Annotated in this window: 21 protein-coding genes and 1 pseudogene; 11 read left to right on the top strand and 11 right to left on the bottom strand. The window is 62.9% G+C overall.

The window, feature by feature from the left end; all coding sequences use genetic code 11:
• Positions 1 to 21: 21 nt before the first annotated feature.
• The 4 genes and pseudogenes from FGL86_RS01745 to FGL86_RS01730 form a co-directional block, all read right to left on the bottom strand.
• Complete coding sequence (locus tag FGL86_RS01745) at positions 22 to 522, bottom strand: MBL fold metallo-hydrolase (RefSeq protein WP_147182990.1); 501 nt, start codon at positions 520 to 522, stop codon at positions 22 to 24.
• Positions 523 to 626: 104 nt separating this feature from the next.
• Positions 627 to 734: pseudogene (locus tag FGL86_RS18340) on the bottom strand (hypothetical protein); the annotation flags it as partial.
• A gap of 248 nt (positions 735 to 982) precedes the next feature.
• Entirely contained in the window at positions 983 to 2,986 is a 2,004-nt protein-coding gene (gene mnmC, locus FGL86_RS01735; RefSeq protein WP_147182988.1) for a bifunctional tRNA (5-methylaminomethyl-2-thiouridine)(34)-methyltransferase MnmC2/FAD-dependent 5-carboxymethylaminomethyl-2-thiouridine(34) oxidoreductase MnmC1, read from the bottom strand.
• Positions 2,987 to 2,990: 4 nt separating this feature from the next.
• The gene (locus FGL86_RS01730) at positions 2,991 to 3,290 is read right to left on the bottom strand and encodes a YciI family protein (RefSeq protein ID WP_147182987.1); all 300 of its coding nucleotides are present in this window, start codon (positions 3,288 to 3,290) and stop codon (positions 2,991 to 2,993) included.
• Positions 3,291 to 3,424: 134 nt separating this feature from the next.
• Here FGL86_RS01730 and FGL86_RS01725 point away from each other — a divergent pair, with 134 nt between their 5' ends.
• Both FGL86_RS01725 and FGL86_RS01720 read left to right on the top strand, forming a co-directional pair.
• A complete protein-coding gene (locus FGL86_RS01725; protein WP_147182986.1) occupies positions 3,425 to 4,348 on the top strand; it encodes a PHP domain-containing protein in 924 nt (307 codons plus the stop codon).
• 87 nt (positions 4,349 to 4,435) lie between these two features.
• The gene (locus tag FGL86_RS01720; RefSeq protein WP_147182985.1) at positions 4,436 to 5,059 is read left to right on the top strand and encodes an L-threonylcarbamoyladenylate synthase; all 624 of its coding nucleotides are present in this window, start codon (positions 4,436 to 4,438) and stop codon (positions 5,057 to 5,059) included.
• A gap of 57 nt (positions 5,060 to 5,116) precedes the next feature.
• Here the strand turns inward: FGL86_RS01720 and FGL86_RS01715 are convergent, their stop codons facing one another.
• Together FGL86_RS01715 and FGL86_RS01710 are read right to left on the bottom strand one after the other, a co-directional pair.
• On the bottom strand, positions 5,117 to 6,088 hold the full coding sequence (locus tag FGL86_RS01715) for an ion transporter (RefSeq protein WP_147182984.1): 972 nt from the start codon (positions 6,086 to 6,088) through the stop codon (positions 5,117 to 5,119).
• Positions 6,089 to 6,154: 66 nt separating this feature from the next.
• Positions 6,155 to 7,048: a CYTH domain-containing protein gene (locus FGL86_RS01710; protein WP_147182983.1), complete on the bottom strand. Its 894-nt coding sequence runs from the start codon at positions 7,046 to 7,048 to the stop codon at positions 6,155 to 6,157.
• Between the two features lie 162 nt (positions 7,049 to 7,210).
• Here FGL86_RS01710 and FGL86_RS01705 point away from each other — a divergent pair, with 162 nt between their 5' ends.
• The 6 genes from FGL86_RS01705 (at position 7,211) to glrR (ending at position 14,890) form a co-directional block, all read left to right on the top strand.
• Entirely contained in the window at positions 7,211 to 7,891 is a 681-nt protein-coding gene (locus FGL86_RS01705) for a TIGR00153 family protein (RefSeq protein WP_147182982.1), read from the top strand.
• A 62-nt stretch (positions 7,892 to 7,953) separates the two neighbouring features.
• Positions 7,954 to 9,219, top strand: coding sequence for an inorganic phosphate transporter (locus FGL86_RS01700; protein WP_147182981.1), 1,266 nt, complete (start codon positions 7,954 to 7,956; stop codon positions 9,217 to 9,219).
• A gap of 84 nt (positions 9,220 to 9,303) precedes the next feature.
• A complete protein-coding gene (argA, locus tag FGL86_RS01695; RefSeq protein WP_147182980.1) occupies positions 9,304 to 10,617 on the top strand; it encodes an amino-acid N-acetyltransferase in 1,314 nt (437 codons plus the stop codon).
• 791 nt (positions 10,618 to 11,408) lie between these two features.
• Positions 11,409 to 12,887 carry a sensor histidine kinase gene (locus tag FGL86_RS01690; protein WP_147182979.1) on the top strand — a complete coding sequence of 493 codons (1,479 nt, stop codon included), beginning with the start codon at positions 11,409 to 11,411 and terminating at the stop codon, positions 12,885 to 12,887.
• A 19-nt stretch (positions 12,888 to 12,906) separates the two neighbouring features.
• Positions 12,907 to 13,500 (top strand): hypothetical protein, encoded by a 594-nt coding sequence (locus FGL86_RS01685; RefSeq protein WP_147182978.1) that lies wholly within the window; start codon positions 12,907 to 12,909, stop codon positions 13,498 to 13,500.
• A gap of 16 nt (positions 13,501 to 13,516) precedes the next feature.
• On the top strand, positions 13,517 to 14,890 hold the full coding sequence (glrR, locus tag FGL86_RS01680; protein WP_147182977.1) for a two-component system response regulator GlrR: 1,374 nt from the start codon (positions 13,517 to 13,519) through the stop codon (positions 14,888 to 14,890).
• An 18-nt stretch (positions 14,891 to 14,908) separates the two neighbouring features.
• On the opposite strand, the gene xseA is transcribed toward glrR, so the two are convergent.
• The 5 genes from xseA to FGL86_RS01655 all read right to left on the bottom strand — a co-directional run bounded on the left by xseA (position 14,909) and on the right by FGL86_RS01655 (position 20,416).
• Complete coding sequence (gene xseA / locus FGL86_RS01675; protein WP_147182976.1) at positions 14,909 to 16,252, bottom strand: exodeoxyribonuclease VII large subunit; 1,344 nt, start codon at positions 16,250 to 16,252, stop codon at positions 14,909 to 14,911.
• A gap of 112 nt (positions 16,253 to 16,364) precedes the next feature.
• Complete coding sequence (locus FGL86_RS01670; RefSeq protein ID WP_147182975.1) at positions 16,365 to 17,432, bottom strand: AbrB family transcriptional regulator; 1,068 nt, start codon at positions 17,430 to 17,432, stop codon at positions 16,365 to 16,367.
• A 27-nt stretch (positions 17,433 to 17,459) separates the two neighbouring features.
• Complete coding sequence (locus FGL86_RS01665; RefSeq protein ID WP_147182974.1) at positions 17,460 to 18,977, bottom strand: tripartite tricarboxylate transporter permease; 1,518 nt, start codon at positions 18,975 to 18,977, stop codon at positions 17,460 to 17,462.
• Positions 18,978 to 18,989: 12 nt separating this feature from the next.
• Positions 18,990 to 19,439 carry a tripartite tricarboxylate transporter TctB family protein gene (locus tag FGL86_RS01660; RefSeq protein ID WP_147182973.1) on the bottom strand — a complete coding sequence of 150 codons (450 nt, stop codon included), beginning with the start codon at positions 19,437 to 19,439 and terminating at the stop codon, positions 18,990 to 18,992.
• Complete coding sequence (locus tag FGL86_RS01655) at positions 19,436 to 20,416, bottom strand: Bug family tripartite tricarboxylate transporter substrate binding protein (protein ID WP_147182972.1); 981 nt, start codon at positions 20,414 to 20,416, stop codon at positions 19,436 to 19,438. Before FGL86_RS01655 ends, FGL86_RS01660 begins: the two co-directional genes overlap by 4 nt.
• A gap of 136 nt (positions 20,417 to 20,552) precedes the next feature.
• On the opposite strand from FGL86_RS01655, the gene FGL86_RS01650 reads away from it, so the two are divergent.
• Genes FGL86_RS01650 through FGL86_RS01640 form a run of 3 tightly spaced genes read left to right on the top strand, consistent with a single transcriptional unit; the run spans position 20,553 to position 23,679 of the window.
• Positions 20,553 to 21,221, top strand: a complete 669-nt coding sequence (locus tag FGL86_RS01650) for a response regulator (protein WP_147182971.1) — start codon at positions 20,553 to 20,555, stop codon at positions 21,219 to 21,221.
• Entirely contained in the window at positions 21,218 to 22,621 is a 1,404-nt protein-coding gene (locus tag FGL86_RS01645) for a sensor histidine kinase (protein ID WP_147182970.1), read from the top strand. Before FGL86_RS01650 ends, FGL86_RS01645 begins: the two co-directional genes overlap by 4 nt.
• Entirely contained in the window at positions 22,618 to 23,679 is a 1,062-nt protein-coding gene (locus tag FGL86_RS01640; RefSeq protein WP_246131706.1) for an ABC transporter substrate-binding protein, read from the top strand. Before FGL86_RS01645 ends, FGL86_RS01640 begins: the two co-directional genes overlap by 4 nt.
• The last annotated feature ends 102 nt before the right edge of the window (positions 23,680 to 23,781 follow it).

Here is a 23,781-nt window from a genome sequence, read left to right as displayed (position 1 = left end):
GGCTCGCCTATTGACTTGGCGTCACACCGCATCGTAGATGATCTCGATCCATTGATCCGCGCTGAAATTGCCGTCGCCCCATTCTTCTTCCAGGTCTGCAAGGGGCTGTTCGGCAGCGGCTTCTTCAGCACTCAGACCTTCTGCCTTGAGCTTGCCGAGTCGTTCCCGAGCGGTGGTCAACATGTCTCGATAGCCCTGGATCTGCTGCCTGTCCGCCAGGGGGCCATGGCCTGGAATGATGCGAGTGTCGTCGTCCGTCAATGTTAGCACGCGCTCCGTCGCGGCAATCATCCCTTCCAGCGTGCCGCCGTGAGCCGTGTCGATGAACGGAAAGAAGCCGTTGAACACCGTATCGCCAGTATGAATGACGTTGGCATCGCGAAAATGCACGATACTGTCGCTATCCGTATGGGCGGCGGGAACATGGAAGACATCGATGGTCTCGCCGTTGAGATGAAAACGAATGTCCTGGCTGAAGGTGATGACCGGTAAAGCGGCACCGCTTTGGGGCGGCATGACCATATCGAACGCCTCGATTTCGCTGCCTTCCGCGAGTCGTTCACGTACTTTTCATGAGCGACGATAGTGCTACCGGCGTCTCCCAGGTTTTCGTTGCCGCCGGTGTGATCGCCGTGGAAATGAGTGTTGATCAAAAAGGTCGGAGCGCTGCCACCAAGCTGTTCCACCTCCGCCAGGATTGCCTCGGTCAGCGGGGCGAACTTGTCGTCGATCATGAAGGTGCCGTCTTCGCCGATCAGCACGCCGATGTTGCCGCCTTTACCGGTCAACATATGGATGGGATCGCGTACCTCGACGCTATCGATCTGTTGTGCAGTGGCGGTAGCGGTGAATGTCAGCGCCGCCAAGGCGCCAATCAATGGAATAAGGCGCATCGTCTTGTCCTTGATATGGGCGATTGCTTCACACTAGATCACAATCCTCCCGCACACCACTAAACCTGAATGTCCTTTGCCTGGCTATCTCATTGGCTCGTAATCAGCTCGCGAATCAGTCGTCGCCCCGGGTGCAGGTGATCCACCAGTTCCCGTTCCAGGGGCAGAGGTTCGTCGCAGAGCCGCGAGGCAATGATTTCCGCGCACAGCGGGGCGCTGGCGAAGCCTCGAGAGCCGTGAGCAGTGCTGATCCAGAGCCCCGGATGATGCGCGCCGGGCGTTGCCGGAGTACGTCTGGCGTCCTTGGCGAGCATTGCGTAATCCTCATGCCAGCGCTTGGCGATCGGCACCGGCCCCGCATAGGGGGTCTTGTCCGGGCTGGCGGCGCGCAGGGCCACGCGGCCTTGAAGGCGAGTGGGATCGAGTTCGACATCGGCCTGCTGGAGCGCTTCAAAATAGGCGGGGAGTGTTTTCGCCAGTTCCGCCAGGTTGGCGGCGTGTTCTTCGTCACGAAGTTCCTGTCCGCTATCGTTGGGCCGAAAGCTGGCGCCGACGATCAGCCTCCCGTCGAGGGGCGGCGGCACGTAACCCCCAGCGCAGACGACTCGCTTGAGTTCGGGAGTCGCTTTTCCATCCAGTTCGATTTGCGTGATCTGGCCGCGCACCACCTGCAAGGGAAACGCCTCGCTCTGGGCGAACCGGCTTGCCTGGGCGGCATTGGCGATGACTACGTGATCTGCTTCGAGGCGTTCGCCATTCGCCAGCACCAGTTGCCAACCCCTATCGTTGGAAACAAGGCACTCGACCGTCCCCCGACGAAACATGATTCCCGGGGCGGCGGCGAGCCGCTGGCAGATCGCTCGGGGCCGCACCCAGCCGGCATTTGGATAATCGAGCCCGCCGTGCTCAAGTCGGATGCCTGACCGAGCGCTGGCGGTGGCCGCGTCCACCCCTTCGACAAGGCTCGCGGGCAGCGGATGGTTGGCGAGAAAGCGCGCCTGGCGCCTGGCTTCTCGGTAATTGGTAGCCAGCTGCAGCACCCCGCAGTCTCGCCAGAGCGTGCGTTCCGGATCAAGCTGCGCCAGCCAGCGTCGGCTGTGCTGCAGGCCGGCGAGATAGAAACGGCTTTGCAGGTTGGTCTGCGCGGCGAGTTTGACGTAGAGCGCCCCCTGATCGTTGCCGGAAGCGCCGGCGCCGGGAGCGGTCCTGTCGAGAAGCGTCACCGAGATACCGCGCCGCGCCAGGGCGTGGGCCACGCTGGCCCCGGCAACGCCCGCGCCGATCACCGCCACGTGACGAGCGCGTCGAGCTGGCGGTGGCACGAACCAGGGCGTGTCGTGGCGAAAGTCGTCCTGCGGCGGGCGCTCGATCTCGCCCCGCAGCATTTCCCGTTTGCGCCCGAACCCCGGCGCCTTGCGCCAGGCAAATCCCGCCGCGCTCAGGCCACGCTTGACCACCCCGGCGCAGGTGAAAGTAGAGAAGGTAGCTCCCGGGCGACTGGCCGCTGCCATGGCTTTGAGCAGCGCCGGCTGCCACATCTCGGGATTTTTCGCCGGAGCGAAGCCGTCCAGGAACCAGGCATCCACCTTGCCGTCAAGCCGAGCCAGCCGCTCGACGCTGTCGCCGAAATGCAGATCCAGGATCACTCGCTCATCGAGCCACAGCCGATGTACGCCGCCGACCGGCAGCGGCCACTGGTCGATAAGCGGCCTGGCCAGATGCGTCAATGCCGGCCAGGCCGAGAGCGCTCGGGCCAGATCGTCGCGCTGCAAGGGAAATCGCTCCGTGGAAACCAGATGCAGGCGCGTGTCAGGTGGAGCGTGATCGTGAAAACAGGCGGCGGCACACAGCATATTGAGCCCGGTACCGAAGCCGGTTTCGCCGACCACGAAGGGGCGCGTCTCCTGCCAGGCGGCGAAACGTCCGGGCAGGTCGTTGCCTTTCAGAAAGACATGCTCGGTTTCCGCTTGGCCGCTCTGGCGGGAGAAGTACACGTCGCCGAAGTGGCGGGAGTGGGGCGCCGCTTGATCGCTCCAATCGAGAACCGGATGTGCCAAGACGGCAAGCGGTGCCAGCGGAGGAGGGAACGTCATTGCCTCAGGGAAGCACCTTGTTGAAGGGCTTGACCACGACGCCGGCGTAGACCCCGGCGATCATGTAGGGGTCCGCCTCCGCCCAGGCTTGGGCAGCGTTCAGATCGTCGAATTCCGCGACCACCAGGCTGCCGGTGAAACCGGCGTCTCCCGGGGTCGAGGTGTCGATCGCCGGATGCGGTCCCGCCAGCACCAGGCGGCCCTCGTCCCGCAGCTTTTCGATACGCGCTAGATGATCCGGCCGGGCCACCATGCGTCGCTCGAGGCTGTCGCGGACGTCTTCACTGATAATCGCATAGAGCATTGTCGGATTTCCTTTTCAATCGCCGATGCCACGAGGCGCTTTAGCGGCGTGTTTCGCGGGGTTTGACCGCCACCTGCCCTAGCGCTCACCATGGTGGCCCTATTCTGACAAAGACGCCCGCCGGCGTCATGCTGATGATCATCGATTCCTTTCCTGCTGACTCTCGCGCCGATACTCCGCGCCTGCCCGATACGTTCTGCGAAGTTCAGGACGTCGATCTGCATATGCACTCCACCGCGTCGGACGGCGTGCTGTCCCCCGGCGAACTGGTGGCGCTTTGCCACCGCCGCGGCCTGACCCACATGGCGCTGACGGATCACGACACCCTGGCTGGGGTGGAAGAGGCGGCCCAGGCGGCGGCGCAGGCAGGGATTCGCTTGATTCCTGCCACGGAGCTTTCCTGCCAGTGGCGAGGCGCCAATATCCATGTGGTGGCTTTGCTTCCCCGAGGTGGCATCGGCAAGCTGGCGGAGGGTCTGATCCGCCAGGCCCAGGCACGGGTGATTCGGGCGGAAGTGATCGCTTCAAGGCTGGAAAAGCTGGGGCTGGATAATGCCCTGGCCAGAGCCCGCGTTCAGGCCGGAAGCGAACGACCCCTGGGGCGACCGGACTTCGCCGCGGCCTTGGTAGAGGCCGGCCTGGTCAAGGACAGGGCCAGCGCCTTCAAGAAGTTCCTGGGCAGCGGCAAGCCCGGGGACGTCAAGGCCCATTGGCCGTTTCTGAGCGAGGTGGTGGAATGGATTGGTGGTGCTGGCGGCGTCGCGGTGCTGGCGCACCCGCTGCGCTACGGCCTGACGCGCCGCAAACGCGGCCTGCTGCTGGATGCCTTCGTTGATGTTGGAGGCGAGGCAGCGGAACTGATCAGCGGCTTCCAGAACGCGGATCTGACCCGAGACCTGGCCCGCCAGCTCGAGGGTCGCGGCCTTTACGGCTCCCTGGGGAGCGATTTTCACTTTCCCGGCGGCCCTCTGGCACCCGGTGCCATGAGTCCGCCGCCGCGCACCGACGTCACGCCGGTGTGGTTGCATCCGGCGCTGACGGGATTCAGCGCTCGTTGACGACTGTCCGGCTTTAAACAAGATGCTAAAGTGATAGCCGTCCCGTACCCCGACCGCTCATTGCAATGAACGAAAGGATGCTCGCCCATGACCCAGTTCTTTCATATTCACCCGGAAAACCCCCAGCAGCGTCTGATCGATCAGGCCGTTCAATTGATTCGACAGGACGGTGTGATTGCCTATCCGACGGACTCCGGCTATGCCCTGGGCTGCCAGTTGGGTAACAAGAAAGGCATCGAGAAGATCAAGTGGCTGCGCGCTCTGGACGACAAGCACAACTTCACCCTGGTGTGCTCGGATCTTTCCGAAATCGGCACCTACGCCAAGGTGGACAACGCGGTATTTCGTCTGCTCAAGGCGCAGACCCCTGGCGCCTATACGTTCATCCTCAACGCCACCAGCGAGGTTCCACGTCTGCTGCTGCATCCCAAGCGGCGCTCCATCGGCATTCGCGTGCCGGATCACCGCATTACCCATGCCTTGCTGGCGGCGCTGGGAGAACCTCTGATGAGCGTGACCTTGATTCCCGTGGACGAGGAATGGCCCATGACCGACCCGGAGGAGATTCGCGACCGCTTCGGCGCCCACCTGGATCTGATCGTCGATGGCGGCGCCTGTCACCTGGAGCCCACCAGCGTCATCGATCTGCGTGAGCTGCCCCCGGTGGTGGTGCGCGAGGGACGGGGCGATCTCGCACCCTTTCGGGAATAGTCTTACAAAGCAAGGTGCCAAGATTGTTTTGAAAGCGGCCTTTCACGAATAGTCTTGTCAGACGCTGGGGCCGCCGCGGGGCGTTTCGTTGTCCATGTCCCGACGTACTTTTGGGCTGTCTTCCTGGGCGGCCTGTTTTACCTCTTCGCAGGGACCTTCCTGCTCATCTTCCTCCGCCTTGTTGGGATCCGGGGTATCCTCGTCGAGCCAGGTACCGCATAGCAGGCAGTACTTGGCGCGCTTCTCGTGGCGGTCGTGACCGCAGCCGGGGCAGGCTTCGTCGGAATAGCGCTCCGCACGAATCGAGCGAATCACCTCCGCGGAAAACACCCCGGTGGGAACGGCGATGATCGAGTAACCCAGCAGCATCACCACCACGGAGATGAACTGGCCCAGCGCCGTGACCGGGGCGATATCGCCGTAGCCGACGGTGGTCAGCGTCACCACGCCCCAGTAAATCGCCTTGGGAATGCTGGTGAAGCCGGCTTCCTTCGGCTCGATCGTGTAGATCAGGGTGCCGAAGATGGTCACCAGCATGACCACCGTGAATAGAAACAGCAGTATCTGATGAGAACTCTTCTTGAGGGCTTCGACCAGCGTCCGGCCTTCGCCGACGAACTGCATCAGCCGCAGCACCCGAAACACCCGCAGTACCCGCATGATGCGAATCATGACCAAGGAGTGAGCGCCGGGGATGAACAGCACCAGCCAGGTAGGTAGAATCGCCAGTATGTCGACGATGCCGTAGAAGCTCCTCAGGTATTGACTCGGACGATCCAGGCAGTAGACGCGCACCAGAAGTTCAATGGTAAAGAGGATCGTGAAGCCCCATTCGATACGATAAAACCAGTCGCCATAAAGGACGTGCCATACCGGCACGCTGTCTGCCATGATCACCCCGACACTGGTCAGGATAAGCACGATCAGCATGATATCGAACCCCTTGGCAAGCCGGGTATCCGATTCGAAGATGATCTGAAAAATTCGTGTGCGCAGGCCTTCGCCGGCGGGTTTCAGGGTGGGAAGCACATCACCTCCAGACACTTCTAGCGTGTGATTTTTCGATTATAAGATGCCTGACCGCGCGGCGAGCGTTTAATCGCGATCCGCCAGCTGCCAGGAAAGCGCCAGGGCCGCTTGTCCGGCGGCCGTATCTAGCCAGGAAATCGCTTGGTTGCCATCGGGCTGCGTCATGGCCTCCGCCAGTGTTCGAGCCAGTCGAGCCGGGGCCGGATCCTCGAGGGCGTGTTCCAGACCGGCGAGCCGAACAAGAGCCCGGCTGGCAAGCGCTCGAAAGGCGGGGTCGTTGCTGTCTTTCTCCGCATCCAGGGCGACGAGGGCGCGCCGCCAAAGTGTGCCAGGCGAGTCCGTTTCCTCCGGCAGCGGCCAGCGTCCTTTGAGCAGCGCGCCCCCTCGCGCCGCCTTGCTGAGGGCCGCCGGGCGCAGCGGCAGCTGTTTCGCGAAGGTTTCCGCCAATGCCCATAGCGCGGCGGCTTGGCCTTGCTCGAGCTCCAGTTCCAGTTCGCATATGGCCACCCGGCTCTGCCCGGTGCGTATCTCGCCACGATCCAGCGCCACTTCGATGCTGCTCTCCTGCTGCTCGACCAGCCAGCGAGTGCGCTGGAAATCTGTACTGAAACGCGGCGCCAGGGCAGCCAGGGTTTCGGGTGCCCAGCCCTGCATCGGGGGGAGGGCGGCAAGTTCTCTCAGGTCGAGCCGGTTCGAGACGACGGGCCACTCCCATTCATCCCGCTGCGATAAGCCGCCGTTTTCCCTGCCGGCGGTCTTCAGGGTCTGCAGCCAGCCATCTTCCGTGCGCCGCAGGCGTAGCGCCATGCGCGCTTTTTCCAGATGTCCTTGAGGCGTATCGTAATAGGTGTTGCCGAGAGAGAATCGCGAGAAGGCGAGTGTCTTCAGGCTTGGGTGATCGGCGAGTTGCTCGGCCGCTCCCGGGCTCAAGGCAAGCTTGAGTTCGATTTCCTGGCTCATGATTCGCTGAACTCTCCCTGTTTGGCCTGGCTAGGCCTAGCCTGACCGAACCGCTGGCCGGTGGATGGCAGGCTTACGATGCTGGATTGAAGAATTTTCTATGACGATGATCGCCGCAATCACTATACTGTCGCCGCCACTTCTTACAGGCATGATATTACTATGGTGACCTCCAATCCTTTTACAGCGATGTTCGGTCGCTCGCCGTTTCAGCCGTTGCTGTCGCATATCGCCAAAGCCAGTGAATGCGCCGGTGAGCTGCTGCCTTTCTTCGAAGCAACCCTGATTGGTGATTGGGAGGCCGCGACTCGCCATCGTGAAACTATCACACGTCTGGAACACGAGGCGGACAAGCTCAAGACCGAGCTGCGGCTCAATCTCCCCAACACCCTGTTTCTACCGGTGTCGCGCTCGGATCTGCTGGAACTGATCAGCGTTCAGGACAAGATCGCCAACAAGGCTCGGGATATCACCGGCATCATGCTGGGACGCAGGATGCAGGTGCCGGAAGAGCTGGCGCAACCCATGCGCGATTACCTGAAAACCGCCATCGCCACGGTAGAGCAGGCGCGCAAGGCGCTGGAGGAGCTTCAGGAACTGCTCGACTCCGGCTTCGGCCGCAACGTGTCCCAGGTGATGATGAAGCTGATCGGCGAGCTGGATCAGCTCGAACGCCAGGCGGACGATCAGCAGGTCGCCATTCGCCGACAGCTGTTCGAGATCGAGGAAAAGCTCTTCTCCATCGATGTGATGTTCCTCTACAAGATCATCGACTGGATCGGTGAGCTGTCCGACCGCGCCGAACGGGTCGGCAGCCGACTACAGATACTGACCGCACGCTGAAAACGCATTCAAGCCCTCCCTCCGGGCTTTTTTGTTGCGCTTCCACGAAAGGATAGCTTTCTATGTCGATCATTGTGCAAAACGGCGACATCTTCATCATCCTGGCCTGCTTGTTCGGGTTCTTCATGGCTTGGGGGGTGGGGGCCAACGACGTGGCCAACGCCATGGGAACCTCCGTGGGCTCCAAGGCCATCACCATCCGGCAGGCGATCATCATCGCAGTGATCTTCGAGTTCCTGGGTGCCTGGCTGGCGGGGGGGCAGGTCACCGAAACCATCCGCAAGGGGATCATCGATCCGGATCTGCTCGAACACGATCCGCAGCTGCTGGTCTACGGCATGCTGGCGGCGCTTTTGGCGGCGGGAAGCTGGCTGCTGGTAGCGTCGATGCGCGGCTGGCCGGTATCCACCACCCATTCCATCGTCGGTGCCATCGTCGGTTTCGCCGTGGCGGGGCTGGGGATCGATTCCGTGGACTGGACCAAGGTGGGGCAGATTGCCGCCAGCTGGCTGGTTTCTCCGCTACTGGCGGGATCCATCGCCTACATGCTGTTTCGCTCCGTGCAAAGACTGATCTTCGAGAGCAACGACCCCTTTGCCGCCGCCAAGCGCTACGTGCCCATGTATGTCTTCCTGGTCGGCTTTATCATCGCCATGGTGACCCTGGTCAAGGGACTCAAGCACGTGGGGCTGCACTTCAGCTTCCTGCAGAGCGCCTTGCTGGCCGCGCTGGCGGGGCTGGTAGTGATGGTCATGGGCGCCTATCTGGAGCGGCGAATCAGCCGCAGTAAACGCAAGGCCGACAGGATGGGCTTTGAAGGCGTCGAGCGAATCTTCGGCATGCTGATGATCTTTACCGCCTGCGCCATGGCCTTCGCTCACGGCTCCAACGATGTCGCCAACGCGGTAGGCCCTCTGGCGGCGGTGATCAGCGTGGTGGAAAGTCGTGGCGCCATCGATACCGCTGCCCTGGTGCCCTGGTGGGTGCTGGTGCTGGGCGGTTCGGGTATCGTCGTGGGGCTGGTGACCTACGGCCACCGAGTGATTGCCACGCTAGGCACCGGCATCACGGAGTTGACCCCCAGCCGTGGCTTCGCCGCGACCTTGGCGGCGGCCACCACCGTGGTGCTGGCCTCCGGCACCGGGCTGCCGATTTCTACCACCCATACCCTGGTAGGAGCGGTGCTGGGTGTCGGTCTGGCCCGAGGCATGCAGGCGCTCAATCTGCGGGTGATCGGCACCATCGTGATGTCCTGGTTGATCACTCTGCCTGCCGGGGCAGGCCTGGCGATCATGTTCTTCTTCATGTTCAAGGGGATTTTCGGCTGACACCGAGGGGCTCGATCGGCTATCTCGAACTGATATAGTGGCGAAGCCTTTTTTCTCTTCACTCGCTTGCCCGGAGCATGACGCTTGAGCAATCGTTTTCCCATCGCCGACTGGTTTCGCCACTCTTCCCCTTATATCAACGCGCATCGAGGGCGTACCTTCGTGGTGCTCATCGAAGGAGAAGCCATCGCCGCCGGCCAGGGAGAACAGTTGATTCAGGATCTGGCGTTATTGCACACCCTGGGGGTGCGCCTGGTGGTGGTGTTCGGCATTCGCGCTCAGGTGACCCAGGCGCTGAACGAGCGCCATATCACCCCCCTCCGTCACGACGGGCGCTGGGTAGCAAGCGATGCCATCATGGCCCAGGTCGAGCGTATCGCCGCTCAGCAGTGTCTGTGGCTCGAGGCGCGATTCTCCCTGGGTCTGCCCAATACCCCCCTGCACGGCAGCGAAATGACCGTGGTTTCCGGCAACCTGGTCATGGCCAAGCCGCTGGGGGTCCGCGACGGCATCGATTTCGAGCGCAGCGGCGAAGTCCGTCGCGTGCGCAGCGGCGCCATCGAGAAGCTTTTAAAAAACGATGCCCTGGTGCTGCTGCCGCCCCTGGGGTTTTCCAGTACCGGCGAGGTCTTCGATCTGGACGCCGCGGACGTGGCCATGCAAACCGCGGTGGCGCTCGGCGCTGACAAGCTGATTCTCCTGGGCGCCGAAGCGGGACTGCAGGATAATCAGGGGGCGCTGCAGCGCCAGTTGACTCCGGCGGAGGCGGAATGCCTGTGCCGACAAGCACAGCCCGGTAGTGAAACAGCGCGACATCTCGGCGCCGCCTGCTTCGCCGCGCGACACGCGGTGGCACGCGCGCATCTGCTGTCCTGGCGAAACCCCGATGCGCTGCTGGGGGAGCTGTACACCCGGGACGGGGTAGGCACCATGATTACCGAGCATCGCTACGAACAGCTGCGTCCCGCGGAGCTTACGGATATCGGCGGGCTGCTCGAACTGCTCGAACCCCTGGAAAAGCGTGGCATGCTGGTGGCCCGTTCTCGCGAGCGTCTCGAACACGAAATCAACGACTACCGGGTAATCGAGCGGGACGGCATGATCGTCGGCTGCGCCGCCCTGCATGCCTTTGCCGACACCCGGATGGGCGAGCTGGCCTGCCTGGCGGTGCACGACGACTATCACGGCGGCGCCAGGGGCGAGATGCTGCTGGCCGAGGCGGAGCGCCAGGCTAGACAACAGGGATTGTCCCGACTGTTCGTGCTGACCACCCATACGGTTCACTGGTTTCTGGAACGGGGCTTCAGCCTGGCCAGCATGCAGGATCTGCCGACGCTCAAGCGGGATACCTACAATCATGCGCGCAAATCGAAGATCCTCACCAAGTCTTTGACATAGCGCCTTGTCTCCAAAGGAAGACGTCTCAAGCCATTGATCAAGCGCTATTCGTCAGAAATCCATCGGTTGTCGTCGCTGATAGGCGACGTTTCTGGCGCGCTCAGCGCCTTGTAGGCTCGTCGAGATAAGCATCACGCCACTGTGATATTTTCAAGTATTTGATATTAATGAGGTTAAGTATATTTTGGCACGGAAATCGCAATGTTCAGGGTGAGTGGAAGTGACAGGTGATAGCAAGAGCAGAGAATGGAATCTCACGAGGCAGCTTCGGTTTGTCATTCCCTCGACGGCTACTACAGTCAGGTCAGCCAAGCCAGTTGCCCGGTCGGTCGTCGAGAATGCAATGGCAGTAGATTGCCAACGCTGCGATAAGTCGGGTACTGCCATCAGGCAAAGGAACGTACCCACGGGGTAAGGATACCCCAGGCATGGAAGCCTCTCTCCTTGGCTTATCAAGGGGATGAATTCAAGCCGCCGCGCCTTGTCGTCCAGATAAGCGCGAGGCGACAGAAAGATGAAGCGCACGCCCAGGCGTTCGCATGAGAAGAATGAAGCCCGAACACCGTGGTTTCCTTCAACTCGGGGCAGATGTCACGAAGTGAACGAGCGCAACGATGGCTCGAACGTGATGACTCCTCCTCTCCCTAGTTCCCTGCGTACCTTGGGCCGGCTTGCCGGCCCTCTTTTTTTTGCGCTTGTCGAATGCGTTAAACAGCCAATCGTTCAAATTTGTTATTCTGTCGAGCAATTTCATGTCAGCGTCCCTTTTTCCACTCGGCAGAGTCTTGGCTATGAGTACACAGGCATCGCGCCGCTGGCGCCCGCATTCCTTGCTGCAACTCGTTCTGCTCGCCTTCGCAATGGTGATGCTGCCCTTGGGCGTGCTGATCTTTCAGGCGAGTCAGACTCTCTCGGAGCTCACCCGCCTGGCGGATGTCAGCGCTCGCCAAGCGGTGGCGGAAACCCGACGTGCTCGAGACCTTGCCAGTCTGGCGCTGCAGATGGAGCGTAACGCCAGGCAGTACGCGGTCATCGAAGAACCGGGGCTGATGGATATCTACGCGGAGCGGCTGGCGGAATACGAGACGCTGCTGGATCGTCAGGCTCAGTTGCTCAAGAACAACCCGGATGTCCAGGCCCTCAATCGACAGATCGAGACGCTCAAGCAGTTGCCGGGTCTTCCCCAGGAAGAGTTAGTCAGTTCATTGGCGTTATTCGAGCCTTTCGCGCGTCATACGGACGCCCTGCGCGAGGCCACCGGCCAACTGATCGATCAGCGTATCGACCGAATCCGCCAGCGCGCCGGCGAGGTCAAGTCACAGCTATGGTGGCGCGCGGCGGGTCTGGTTTCCATCAGCCTGGTGCTGATGCTGCTGTTTACCTGGTTGATCATTCGCCCCATTCGGCAACTCGAGCAGCGTATCCTGAGCCTTGGTGGAACCGGCGAGACTCAGGAGATGGGGCGTATTCAAGGGCCGGCGGAGATGGTGCATCTGGGCACGCGCCTGACCTGGCTCGCGGTACGGCTCGAAGAGCTGGAAGCGCAGAAGCAGCAGTTCCTGAGGCACATGTCCCATGAATTCAAGACGCCGCTTACCAGCGTACGCGAAGGCACCGCGCTGCTGCGCGACGGCGTGGCCGGAGAGCTCAAGCCGAGTCAGCATGAAGTGCTGGAACTGATCGACCAGAGCGGTGAGGAGCTTCAGCGCCTGATCGAACAGCTGCTGGATTACAACCTGCTCAAGTACCAGAGCGAGCCACACGTCTCGCGCTTCGATGTGCGCACAATGGTGGACGAACTGCTGGCGAAGCATCGTCTTGCCCTGGAGAGCAAGCGCATGCAGGTCAACCGTTTCGAGAAATCCCTGGTCTGGAAGGCGGATGCCGGCGCGACCCAGCGCATCCTGGACAACCTGTTGTCCAACGCCCTCGCTTACGGAGAGGACGGCGGGCAGCTCGACATTCGAGCGCGGCGCGATCACGGTCTGCTGGTCATCGAGGTCGCCAACAGCGGCGAGCCGATTCCGCAAAGCGATCGTCCCAAGCTGTACGAACCCTTCTTCCAGGGGAAGGCGCGCCGCAAGGGGTCGCTTCTTCAGGGGTCGGGAATCGGGCTGTCCGTGGCGGCGGATTGCGCTTCGAGCCAATCTGGTACGCTCGAACTGGTGGACGATGACCGGCTGGCGGTATGCTTCCGTCTTTCGCTGCCCTGGCTCAAGGATGACGACAAGGTTACGCAGGAAGAAACGCACATGACGGCGATACAATAATTTCGGGGAAATCCTTGCCATGATGAAACGCTTTTTGATGATGTTGCTGGTTGGCGGCCTGCTCAGCGGCTGCTTCTGGAAGTATCAGCCGGCCAACCTTGCGCAGACTCGCGACATTGGTGTCGAAGCCGGTGCAGTCCCGCCGCTGGTCAATAGCGAGGCGGCGCTGCAAGCCTGGGTCGACTATGGTCTTGCCGCTCAGCGCAACGATCAGGAGTGGCGCGAGAAAAAGATGAGTCAGATCGATATTTACGACGAACAGACGCAGCTGGCTCAGGCGGTACTGCTGTCCTGGGGGAGCGAGCGCCAATGGGAGAAAGCCGCGGCACTCTACGAAGCGGGGCTTCCCATGGCACCGCCGAAGCTCGAACCGCTGTTTCGCTATTGGATGAACGACCTGAAACGCCGACGCGAACTTCTGAGGCGGCTGTATTACAGCGAGTCGCGGCGCCAGCCGTCAAGCGTAGCCCCGCGCCAGCAGCGCGACAGCAGTAATGTCGAGGAGGCCACGGAGCTCGAAGAGGTGAAAAGAAAGCTCAAGGAAACCACCGAGAAACTCGACGCTTTGACGGATATCGAAAAGAACATCAACCAGCGACAATCGTCGCCCTGAGGCGAGGAAGAGCATTGTGAAACACGTCGCAAATATCTTGTTGGTGGATGACGATACCAGCCTGCTTAAGCTGTTGGGCATGCGCCTGGAAAGCCGCAACTTTCAGGTGACTACCGCTCGCAGTGGCGCGGAGGCGCTGGCCTGCCTGGAAAAGCAGCGCCCGGACGTGGTGCTCTCGGACCTGTACATGGATGAAATGGACGGTTTGGAGCTGTTTCATGAAATCCAGCGCAGAACCCCCGGTCTGCCGGTCATCATTCTGACCGCCCACGGTTCGATCTCCGAGGCGGTCAGCGCCACGCGTCGCGGCGTTTTCAGCTTCCTGACCAAGCCCATCGACCGGGACGAGCTGTTCGGGGCAATCGACGAAGCGCTGGCTCAGACCGGCAGCGGCCAGGCTCAAGGGGACGAAAGCTGGCGCGGCGAGATCATCACCCGAAGTCCGGAAATGGAGCGGCTGCTGGAGCAGGCGCGCATGGTGGCAACCGCGGATGTCAGCGTGCTGGTCAGCGGTCCTTCCGGCTCCGGCAAGGAATTGATGGCGCGAGCGATTCACCGGGCCAGCCACCGGGCGGACAAGCCTTTCGTGGCGATCAACTGCGGCGCGCTGCCGGAACAGCTGCTGGAAAGCGAGCTGTTCGGTCATGCTCGAGGCGCTTTCACCGGCGCCATCAGCCAGCACGAGGGCCTTTTTCAAGCGGCTAGCGGCGGCAGCCTGTTTCTCGATGAGATCGGCGATATGCCGCTGTCGCTGCAGGTCAAGCTGCTGCGGGTGCTGCAGGAACATCAGGTTCGGCCCCTGGGCTCGACGACCTCCATCCCTGTGGACGTGCGGGTGATCTCCGCCACCCATCGGGATCTGGATCGGGCCATGGAGGACGGAAGTTTTCGCGAGGATCTCTACTATCGTCTCAACGTGGTCAACCTGCGTCTGCCACCGCTCAAGGAGCGAGCCGAGGACGTGCCGCTACTGGCCAAGCACCTGCTCGACCAGGCAGCAAGGCGCCACAAGCCCTCCGTCAAGGGCTTCTCGCCGGAGGCACTCAATCTGCTGGCGGCCAGCGCCTGGCCGGGCAACGTGCGTCAGTTGGTCAACGTGGTGGAGCAGTGCGTGGCGCTGACCAGCACGCCGATCATTCCGGAAGCGCTGGTTTCCCAGGCGTTGGTCGCCGAGGAAAACGCGCTGCCCTCCTTCAGCGACGCCCGGGCAGGCTTCGAGCGCAGCTATCTGGTCAAGGTGCTCAAGATCACCGAGGGCAATGTGACCCAGGCGGCGAGGATCGCCGGTCGCAACCGCACTGATTTCTACAAGCTGCTGGGTCGCCATGACCTGGAGCCGGGGGAGTTCAAGCCCGCGGCCTCTCGGCCCAGCGCGGTCGATTCCCGATAGCCGTGGCCTCCATCGTCATTACTCGCGATAACGGCGCTTGACTTCCAGCAGCAGACGACCCTCTCCCAGCCGGGCTCTTAGTGTTTCTCCGGGCTGGGTGTCCCGGGCGCGCTTGACGACTTGCCCCTGGCGATTTTCGATGATCGCATAGCCACGCCCCAGCACCGCCAGGGGGCTGACCGCCTGCAAGGCTCGAGCCAGATAGCCAAGGCGGGTGCGCTCCCGCTGGATGCGTCGTTCCCAGGCGGCATGCAAGCGCTGATTCAAGAGTGAAGATTGTCGACGCGCGGCGGCCACCTGCCGAGCCGGGTCGAAATGCAACAGGTGCTGTCGAGCATAGGCGGCGCGCTGGCGCTGAAGCGCCAGCCGCCCCTGGATCGCGCGTTCCAGGCGGCTCTCGAGCTGGCCGAGATGACGACGCTGCCGGGCGAGTTCCTCGCCGGGGTGACGCAGGCGCATCCGCAGATGATCCAGACGCTGCGTATCGCCCTCGAGCCGTCCCCGCTGGCTGCGTACCAGGCGGCTACGCAGCTGTGTCAGTCGAGCACGCAGCTCCTGTTGATCCGGCACCAGCCGTTCCGCCGCCGCGGAGGGAGTAGGGGCGCGAGCGTCCGCGGCGAATTCCGCCAGGCTTGAATCCGTTTCATGGCCCACCGCGGCGATCACCGACAGCCGCGAGTGGAAGATCGCCCGAGCCAGGTGCTCGTCGTTGAAGGCCCACAGGTCTTCCAGGCTGCCGCCACCGCGGGTGATCAGTACCGCATCCCGGTCTGGATCGAAGCGCGTTTCCCGATTGAGCAGCGCCAAGGCGCGAATCATCGCCGGCGCGGCCTCCGCGCCCTGCACCGGTACCGGCATCACTTCTACCTGACTGAGGGGCCAGCGCGCCGTCAGCACCGCCAGCACGTCGCGAATCGCCGCGCCGCTAGGTGAGGTGATCACGATCAGGCGCCGGGGTGGAAAGGGCAGCGGACGCGCGTTGGCGAAGACACCTTCCTGTCCGAGCTGCTGCTTCAGGCGCTCGAAGGCCGCCAGCAGCTCACCGGCGCCGGCGGCCTGCACCGCCTCGACGATCAGTTGGTAGTCGCCCCGGGGCTCGAAGATCGACACCCGCCCGCGCAGCCTCACCTGGTCGCCATCCTTGAGCGGCGCGCTCACGAAACGCCCTCGATTGCGAAACAGCGCGCAGCGCAGCTGAGCCCGAGCGTCCTTCAAGGTGAAATAGACATGCCCTGACGCGGGCCGGGAGATCCCGGAAAGCTCCCCCTCCACCCAGCAGTCGCCGAACCCCCGCTCCAGCAGTTGCCGCGCCTGATGATTCAATTCGCTGACGGAAAGGATCGGGGCATCGACTTGGGACATGACGGTAGCATCCGTGATTGAAACAACGCCTAGCCTAGCATGCCGGCCATTCTGCCTGGTGATGGGAAAGCCGCTTTCGCCAACGTCTCAAGCGGCTAGCCGTCTCACCGCGCTAGGCGTTTAGGCGCCTGCAGTAATTCATTATCATCGGCAACGTCAGAATCAGCACCGTCATACGGAGCAGGTGGTGCGAGGTGACGAAGGCGGGGTCGATGCCAAGCGTCAAGGCGACCAGGCTCAGCTCGGGAGCGCCGCCGGGCATATAGGCCAGCAGGGCCGCCGCCGGCGAATAGCCGGTGAGAAGATGCGCGCCCCAGGCCACCAGGATGGCGATCAGCAGCAGCATCACCGCCTGCAGGGCGGCCATCATCAGGCTGTAACCGACTTCGGCCAGTGACGTGCCGGCGAAACGCACTCCCACCGAGGCACCGATGATCACTTGGGACAGGGCGACGAGGATGGGAGGAATCGCTGCCTGGGTCACTCCCGTCAGGTGCAGGACCGCCGAGGCTAGCGCCGGCCCGAAGAGCAAGGCATTGGGCAAGCGCAGCCATCGGCCTAGCCAGATGCCGACCACGCCGGCGGCCAGGAGCCAGGCAGCGTCATTCGGTGCGGGTAGCCTTAACCATTGGTCCGGAGAGATGGATGCGCTTCGTAGGTCGATATGTCCGATCGCCTGCAGAAGCGGTGGAATGGCGACCAGGACAATCAGGATGCGTACCGCATGGGTGACGCCGACGATACGCAGGTCGGCGTTCGAGTCCACGGCCATAAGGGTAACCGTCGAGACGCCACCGGGCACACTCGAGTAGAGGGCGGTATCCAGGGAATAGCCGGCCACCCGATGCGAGAACCATACCGACAGGGCCATCATTACGGCCGTGGCCAGCAGCATGATGGCAAGACTTGCGCCCCACAACGATAAGTCGCCGGACAGGTCCGAGGTGAAGGCCGAGCCCAGCATCACGCCGATGATCACCAGTACCGCCCGGCGCGATCGTCCCGGTGAGCGCAGCCTGACCCCCATAAGGCTTGCGGCGGTGGTGGCGAGCATCGCGCCCAGCAGCCAAGGCAGGGGGAGGTGCAACCAATAGGCGAGGCCACCGCCGGCAAGTCCTAATACCAGCGTCGGCAAGAACTTTCCCAGGGTGACCAGCCGTGTCTCACTCGTCGCGTTCAAGACTTGATGTGCTCCGGTGGCGGGGGGTCAGTCGTCTTCGATCGGCGCTTCTTGGCGACGGTTGGGCAACAGCTTGGGCAGTAGCCAAGGCAGCACCAGCAGGGCCGCCGCGGCGATCCACAACCCTAGCGAGATGCCGGATTGCCAGAGGATGCCGACGTCACCGCCGCTGATCGACAGGGCGCGACGCAGGTTCTGCTCCATCAGCCCGCCGAGCACATAGCCGAGAATCACCGGAGCCAATGAAAACCCCAGTTTGCGCAGCAGATAGCCGAACACGCCGATGATCAGCATCAGGTAGATGGCGGTGAGGTCGGAATGCAGCTGATAGACGCCGACGAAGGCCAGGATGGCGATGGCCGGCACCAGCACCCAGCGCGGAATGGTCAGCACCCGGGCGAACACCCCGGCCAGCGGCAGGTTCAGCGCCAGCAGCACCAGGTTGCCGATATATAGCGAGGCGATCAAACCACCGGCCACCTCGGGGCGCTCGGTGAACATCATCGGCCCCGGGGTGATGTTGTAGAGCATCAGGGCGCCAAGCAGCACCGCGGTGGTGCCGGAACCGGGGATACCCAGGGTCAGCATGGGCACGAAGGAGCCTGCGGCGGAGGCGTTGTTGGCCGCCTCCGGGGCCGCCAGGCCGCGCATGTCGCCATGGCCGAAGGTGCCTTCCTTGTCCGATAGACGCTTCTCGGTAGTGTAGGCGACCGCCCCCGCCACCGAGGCCCCGGTGCCGGGCAGCACGCCGATGATAAAGCCGATCAGGCTTGAGCGCAGCATGGCGCCCTTGCAGAACAGGATTTCCTTTATGCTGACGAAGACCCGTCCCAAGGGTGGCAGCTCGCTATCGACGTCGTCGCGGTTGGCGTGCTCGAGCATCAGCAGGATCTCACTGATGGCAAACAGGCCGATGATCATCACCACGAAGTCGATGCCGTCGTAGAGCTCCGGCAAGCCGAAAGTGAAGCGCATCACGCCGGTGCCGGAGTCCACGCCCACGGTGGCGATCAGCACACCGAGCACCGCGCCGATGGCGGTCTTGATCGGGTCCTTGCCCATCATCACCGACATCGATGAGAAGGCGAACACCATCAAGGCGAAGAACTCGGCGGGACCGAACATTACCGCCACCTCCGCCAGCAGCGGCGCGAACAGCGTCAGGCCGAGGATGGCGATGGTGGCGCCGACGAAGGAACTGACCGCCGACAAGCCGAGCGCGGGGCCGGCGAGGCCCTTCTTGGCCAGGGGGTGGCCGTCCAGGGTGGTCATCACCGCGCCGGCATCGCCGGGCACGTTAAGGAGGATGCTCGACATGCGTCCGCCGTATTCGGCACCGGTGTAGATGCCGGCGAGCAGGATCAGGGCGGATTCCGCCGGCAGGCCCAGGGTGTAGGCCAGCGGCATCAGGATGGCGATGCCGTTGATCGGGCCGATCCCCGGCAGTGCCCCGAACAGGGTGCCGAGCAGGGCGCCGAGAAAGGCCAGCCCCAGGTTGAGTGGCGTCAGCGCGACGCCGAAGCCCTCGATCAGGAAATCGAACATGTTGGCGTTCCTCTAGATGATGGCGCCGAGCCAAGTCCCGGTGGGCAGGCCGATGCCTAGCCCCGAGGTAAACAGGAGGTAGCTGCCCACTGCCAGCGCGATACCGGTGATCCATGCCTTGGCCCAACTGGCGCCAAACAGGCGTGCCAATGCCGCGACGACTAGCAGCGAGGTGGGGACGAAGCCCAGACGGATGAACAGTATGGCGTAGGTCAATAGCAGCGCGAGCACCAGCACAAGCTTCAGTGCCAAGGGGCCGGTGGGCCAGTGGCCGTCCTCTCCGGGACGTAACACCAGCACCAGCGACAGGCCGGCGAGCAGAATCGCCAGGCCCAGCGGAAACGCCCGGGGTCCCACGGGCTCGTAGCTGAAGGGAATTTCCAGATTGATGGCCTGGACGGCGACGAACGCCGCCAGACCGATCAGCATGAATCCCAGCAATCGGTCGGCGGCGAGCTTCATTTCAGGCCCACTTCTTCGGCCAGTGACTTGAAGCCGGCGACCTGATCCTTCACGTAGCCATCGAAGTCGTTACCGAAGCGTGACATCGGGAAGAGGCCGCGCTCCTCGCGAAGCTCGATGAAAGCCGGATCCTCAGCCAGTGCCTGCAGGCGTTCCACCCACTGGGCGTAGGCTTCGTCACTGACTTCCGGGCCCATGTAGTAACCGCGCCAGATCGGCCACTGGACGTCATAGCCCTGCTCGGCGGCGGTGGGAATCTCGGCGTAGGGCCCGCCCATACGCTCCTCGGAAAGCGCCGCTAGCACTCGAACCTTGCCGCTCTCGAGCTGCGACTGGAGCTCGGAGAGATCGCCGGTGAAGACCTGGATATGATTGCCCAGTAGCGCCGCCAGCGCCTCGCCGCCGCCTTCGAAGGCCACGTAGCGCAGGCGCCTAGGGTCGATATCCGCGGCCTTGGCGGTCAGCGCCGCTTTCATCCAGTCCTGGCTGCCCACGGTGCCACCGGCGCCGAAGGCGATCTCACCCGGTTTGTCCTGAAGATCGGCCATCAGCTCGTCCAGCGACTGCCAGGGCGCGTCGGCACCGACCACGATGGCGCCGTAGTCGACCCCCAGGGCGCCTAGCCAGCGCACCTCATCGGCGTCGTACTGGCCGAACTTGCCAAGTGCTAGATTGACCGCCGCGCCGGTGCTCGCCGCGACGATCAGGTTGGGATCGTCGGTGCGTACGCCGTTCACGTGGTTGTAGGCGACGGCGCCGATGCCCCCGGGCATGTAGGTCACCATCATCGGTTTCTCGATGAGGTCGGCGGCCAAGAGTCCGTTGGCCGCCAGGCGGCAGGTCAGGTCGTAGCCGCCCCCGGGTTTGGCCGGCGCGATGCACTCGGTTCCGTCGGCGGCCTGAGCCTGACCGATGAGCAGGGTGCCGCCCAGCAAGGCGATACTAGAAGCATGGCGAATAGCCGTGATGAGCTTCATGACGAACTCCTATTCTCTTGTTGTACGATGCGAGATAGTCCTTACCTGCCATCGGCATGATGGCTTGAGCGATGTTAGGCGCACTACCTTTCATCAACCTGTCACCTTGCCCAACACTCAGTGAGACTTTGGTCGCATGCGTCTTCTTGTCGTCGAGGACAATCCGCTGATTGCACGCTCTCTCGAGCGGGCACTGTCACCGCTTGGCAATATCGTCGAGGTGTTCGCTACTCGCTGTAATGCCTTGGCGGCTTTGCGACATGACCGCTTCGATCTGATTCTGCTCGATTTGGGGCTACCCGACGGTGACGGCCTCGATGTGCTGAAGGCGCTACGCGAGCGCGGTGACATGACTCCGGTATTGATCCTCACGGCCCGGGACGGTATTGACGATCGTGTCAGCGGCCTCGACTTGGGCGCCGATGACTATCTGGCGAAGCCGTTTTCCCTGGCGGAACTCGAAGCGCGGGTTCGGGCGCTACTGCGGCGCAGTCAGCAGCGCAGCGACAACCGGCTGCGCTTCGGAAGCTTGAGTTTTGACCCGGCGGCGGGTGAGGCCGTCCTGGACGGCAAGACGTTGGTGCTGCCGCGCCGCGAGTTGCTACTGATCGAAGGCCTGCTGCTGCATGCCGGAAGCATCGCGCCACGGGAGACGCTTGAGCGGCGACTGTTTGGCTTTGGTGAGGTGGGCCCCAACGCCTTGGAGGTCTATGTCAGCCGCCTGCGCAAGCGGCTCCAGGGCAATGGCCTACGGATTCGGACCTTTCGCGGCCTGGGCTATCGGCTGGAGGAAGATGCCGAGTGATCGAGGTAACGGGCTCGCTCAAGCATCGGCTGGCGGTCTGGCTGCTGATCACCGTCACGGGCCTGGGCGCATTGCTGATGATCGAAGCCTGGCTGAGCACGCACCGTGCCGCGGAACGGGCCTTCGATGGCCGGCTCGAGGCCGCCGCCCTGTCCATCGCCGAAGCCGTGCAGTGGCAGGAGGGTGAGCCGATCGTGGAGATTCCGGTGGCGGCCCTGCAAATCCTCGCCACGCGTCATCAAGAGCGGGTCTTCTATGCGGTGCTTGCCTCCGATGGCGAGGCGATCGCCACCAATATGCCCTTCACTATCAAGCCTGCCTGGCGCGAACGGGTAGCGAAGGAGCCCGAGGCGCTGACGACGGTATTCGACGGTGTTTCCTGGCGGCTGTATGGGCGCGAGTATGACTCGGCGGGCTGGGTCTCCCAGGAGCCGGTGCAGATCTGGGTGGGCCATACCCGGGTCGGGCGCCTGACGCTAGCTGGCGAGCTATTCCAGCGAACCGTGGTTCGCTTCCTGGCCATGGTAATGTTGGCTGGGCTGTTGATGCTGCTGGCGATGCGCGTGGCCTTGACACCGATGCGCCGGCTGCGTCACTTGCTGAGACGGCGCGAGGCCGACGATATGCGCCCGCTGGACGCCCGGGTACCGGAGGAACTGCGCGAGATGGCCGAGACCCTCGACACCCTGTTTGCTCGCCAGCGCGATAGCCGCGACGCGTTACTGCGTTTCACCGCCGATGCCAGCCATCAGCTGAAGACGCCACTGGCTGGGTTGCAAAGCATCAGCGAGCTGGCGCTGCAAAACTCGGATCCAGCTGAGTGGCATGCGGCGCTGGCGGCGGTGCATGACGGCGCCGAGCGCACCAGTCGCCTGGCTGGCCAACTGCTCAGTCTCGCTCGCTTGCGCCATCTCGAAGAAAAAAACGACGTCGTGCCCCTGGATATCGTGGCCGTACTGCGGGAGACGCTGCTTGACTGGGCGGGGCGCGAGGTGGCGAGACGTCATGACCTTGGCATGGCCGCGCCACCCGCCGGGCCGCTCCTAGTACGTGCCGAGAGTTGGATGATTCGTGAGCTGCTGGGGAACTTGATCGATAATGCCCTGCGCTACACGCCGCCGGGGAGTCGCATCACCCTGGGGCTCGAACGCCACGGTGCCGAGGTAGTGCTCTATGTCGAGGACGATGGCCCTAGGGTGGCAATCGAATCGCTCGAGCGGCTACGCCAGCCCTTCGAGCGTGGCGGTCGCCAGGATACCGAGGGCTCCGGGCTCGGGCTTGCCATCGTTGATTCCATCGCCCGGCGCCTGGGGGCTCGGTTCACGCTTGCCGCGCGCGAGCCCCATGGCCTGGTGGTTCGCCTGCATCTAGCATTGTGCAGCAGCGAGAGTACTTCATGATGCCCGTACAATACGTATGGTATGGACGCCACCTCGCCGGATGGGGGGTGGCATTGATACTGGCTCTGGGTGTATCGGCGCCGGCGTCCGCCACTCCCTTGGTCGTGGAGGCGGCCCTGAATCGCGAGGTGGTCGCCCCGCTCCTCGATGCCTTTCGCGCCGCCCATCCCGATATCGACCTGCGGTATCACGACCGTTCGACTCTCGAGGTCGATGTCTCGGTGGCGGAGGCCAGTCCGGCCCCGGACGTGGTGATCAGTTCGGCGATGCCCTGGCAGATGGCCCGGGTCAACGAGGGCTACGCGCGTCCCCTGAATTCCGTTCAAGCGCGCCGCTGGCCGGCCTGGGCCAAATGGCGAAACGAAGTGTTCGGCTTTACCTTCGAGCCCATCGTCATGGCCTATCGACTCGATCTGGCCAAGCACATGATGCCACCTCAGACCCACGCCGATCTTCATAGCTTGCTTACCACGCAGCGCGAGCGCCTCGAAGGCCGAGTCACTACCTATTCGCCGCTGACCAGTGGCGTCGGCTATACCCTGTTTCAGCAGGATGCCCGCTACACACCGCGTTTCTGGGACCTGGTCGCCGGCATGGGTCAGGCTGACGCCAAGCTCGAAAGCAATACCCGATCCATGCTCGAAGGCATCAGCGATGGCCGCTATTGGCTCGGCTACAACCTGCTGGGCTCCTACGCCATGGTGTGGGCTCAGCGGCATCCTGAAGTCATCGTGCAAATACCCCAGGATTATGCCTTGGTGATGATGCGCATGGCCTTCATTCATCGGGACGCACCGCATCCCGATGCCGCCGAGACCTTCGTCAACTTTTTACTGGGGCGCGAGGGGCAGCGGGTACTGGCCGGTCAGACGCCGCTGTTCAGCATCAGGTCGGATATTGTCGGGCCCTATACGGCGGCGCGTCTGCGCGATCAGGTCGGCGAGCAGCTCTACCCGATTCCGCTCAATGCCTCCCTGCTGGCCTTCGTCGATCCTCAGCGGCGTGCCGCCTTCCTCGCCCGTTGGCATCGCGAGTTCGCGCAGGACGACCGACAGTGAGCGCCTGCCTTGACATTGCGACGAAAGTGGCTAGCGCGCTATAATACGCGATTAACTTTTCTGCGTTATATCCCTTCTCCCACCTGCTCAAACTGGGTGTCG

It is taken from the genome of Pistricoccus aurantiacus, assembly GCF_007954585.1.
Lineage (GTDB): Bacteria > Pseudomonadota > Gammaproteobacteria > Pseudomonadales > Halomonadaceae > Pistricoccus > Pistricoccus aurantiacus.
This window is presented reverse-complemented; position numbering and strand designations above follow the sequence as displayed.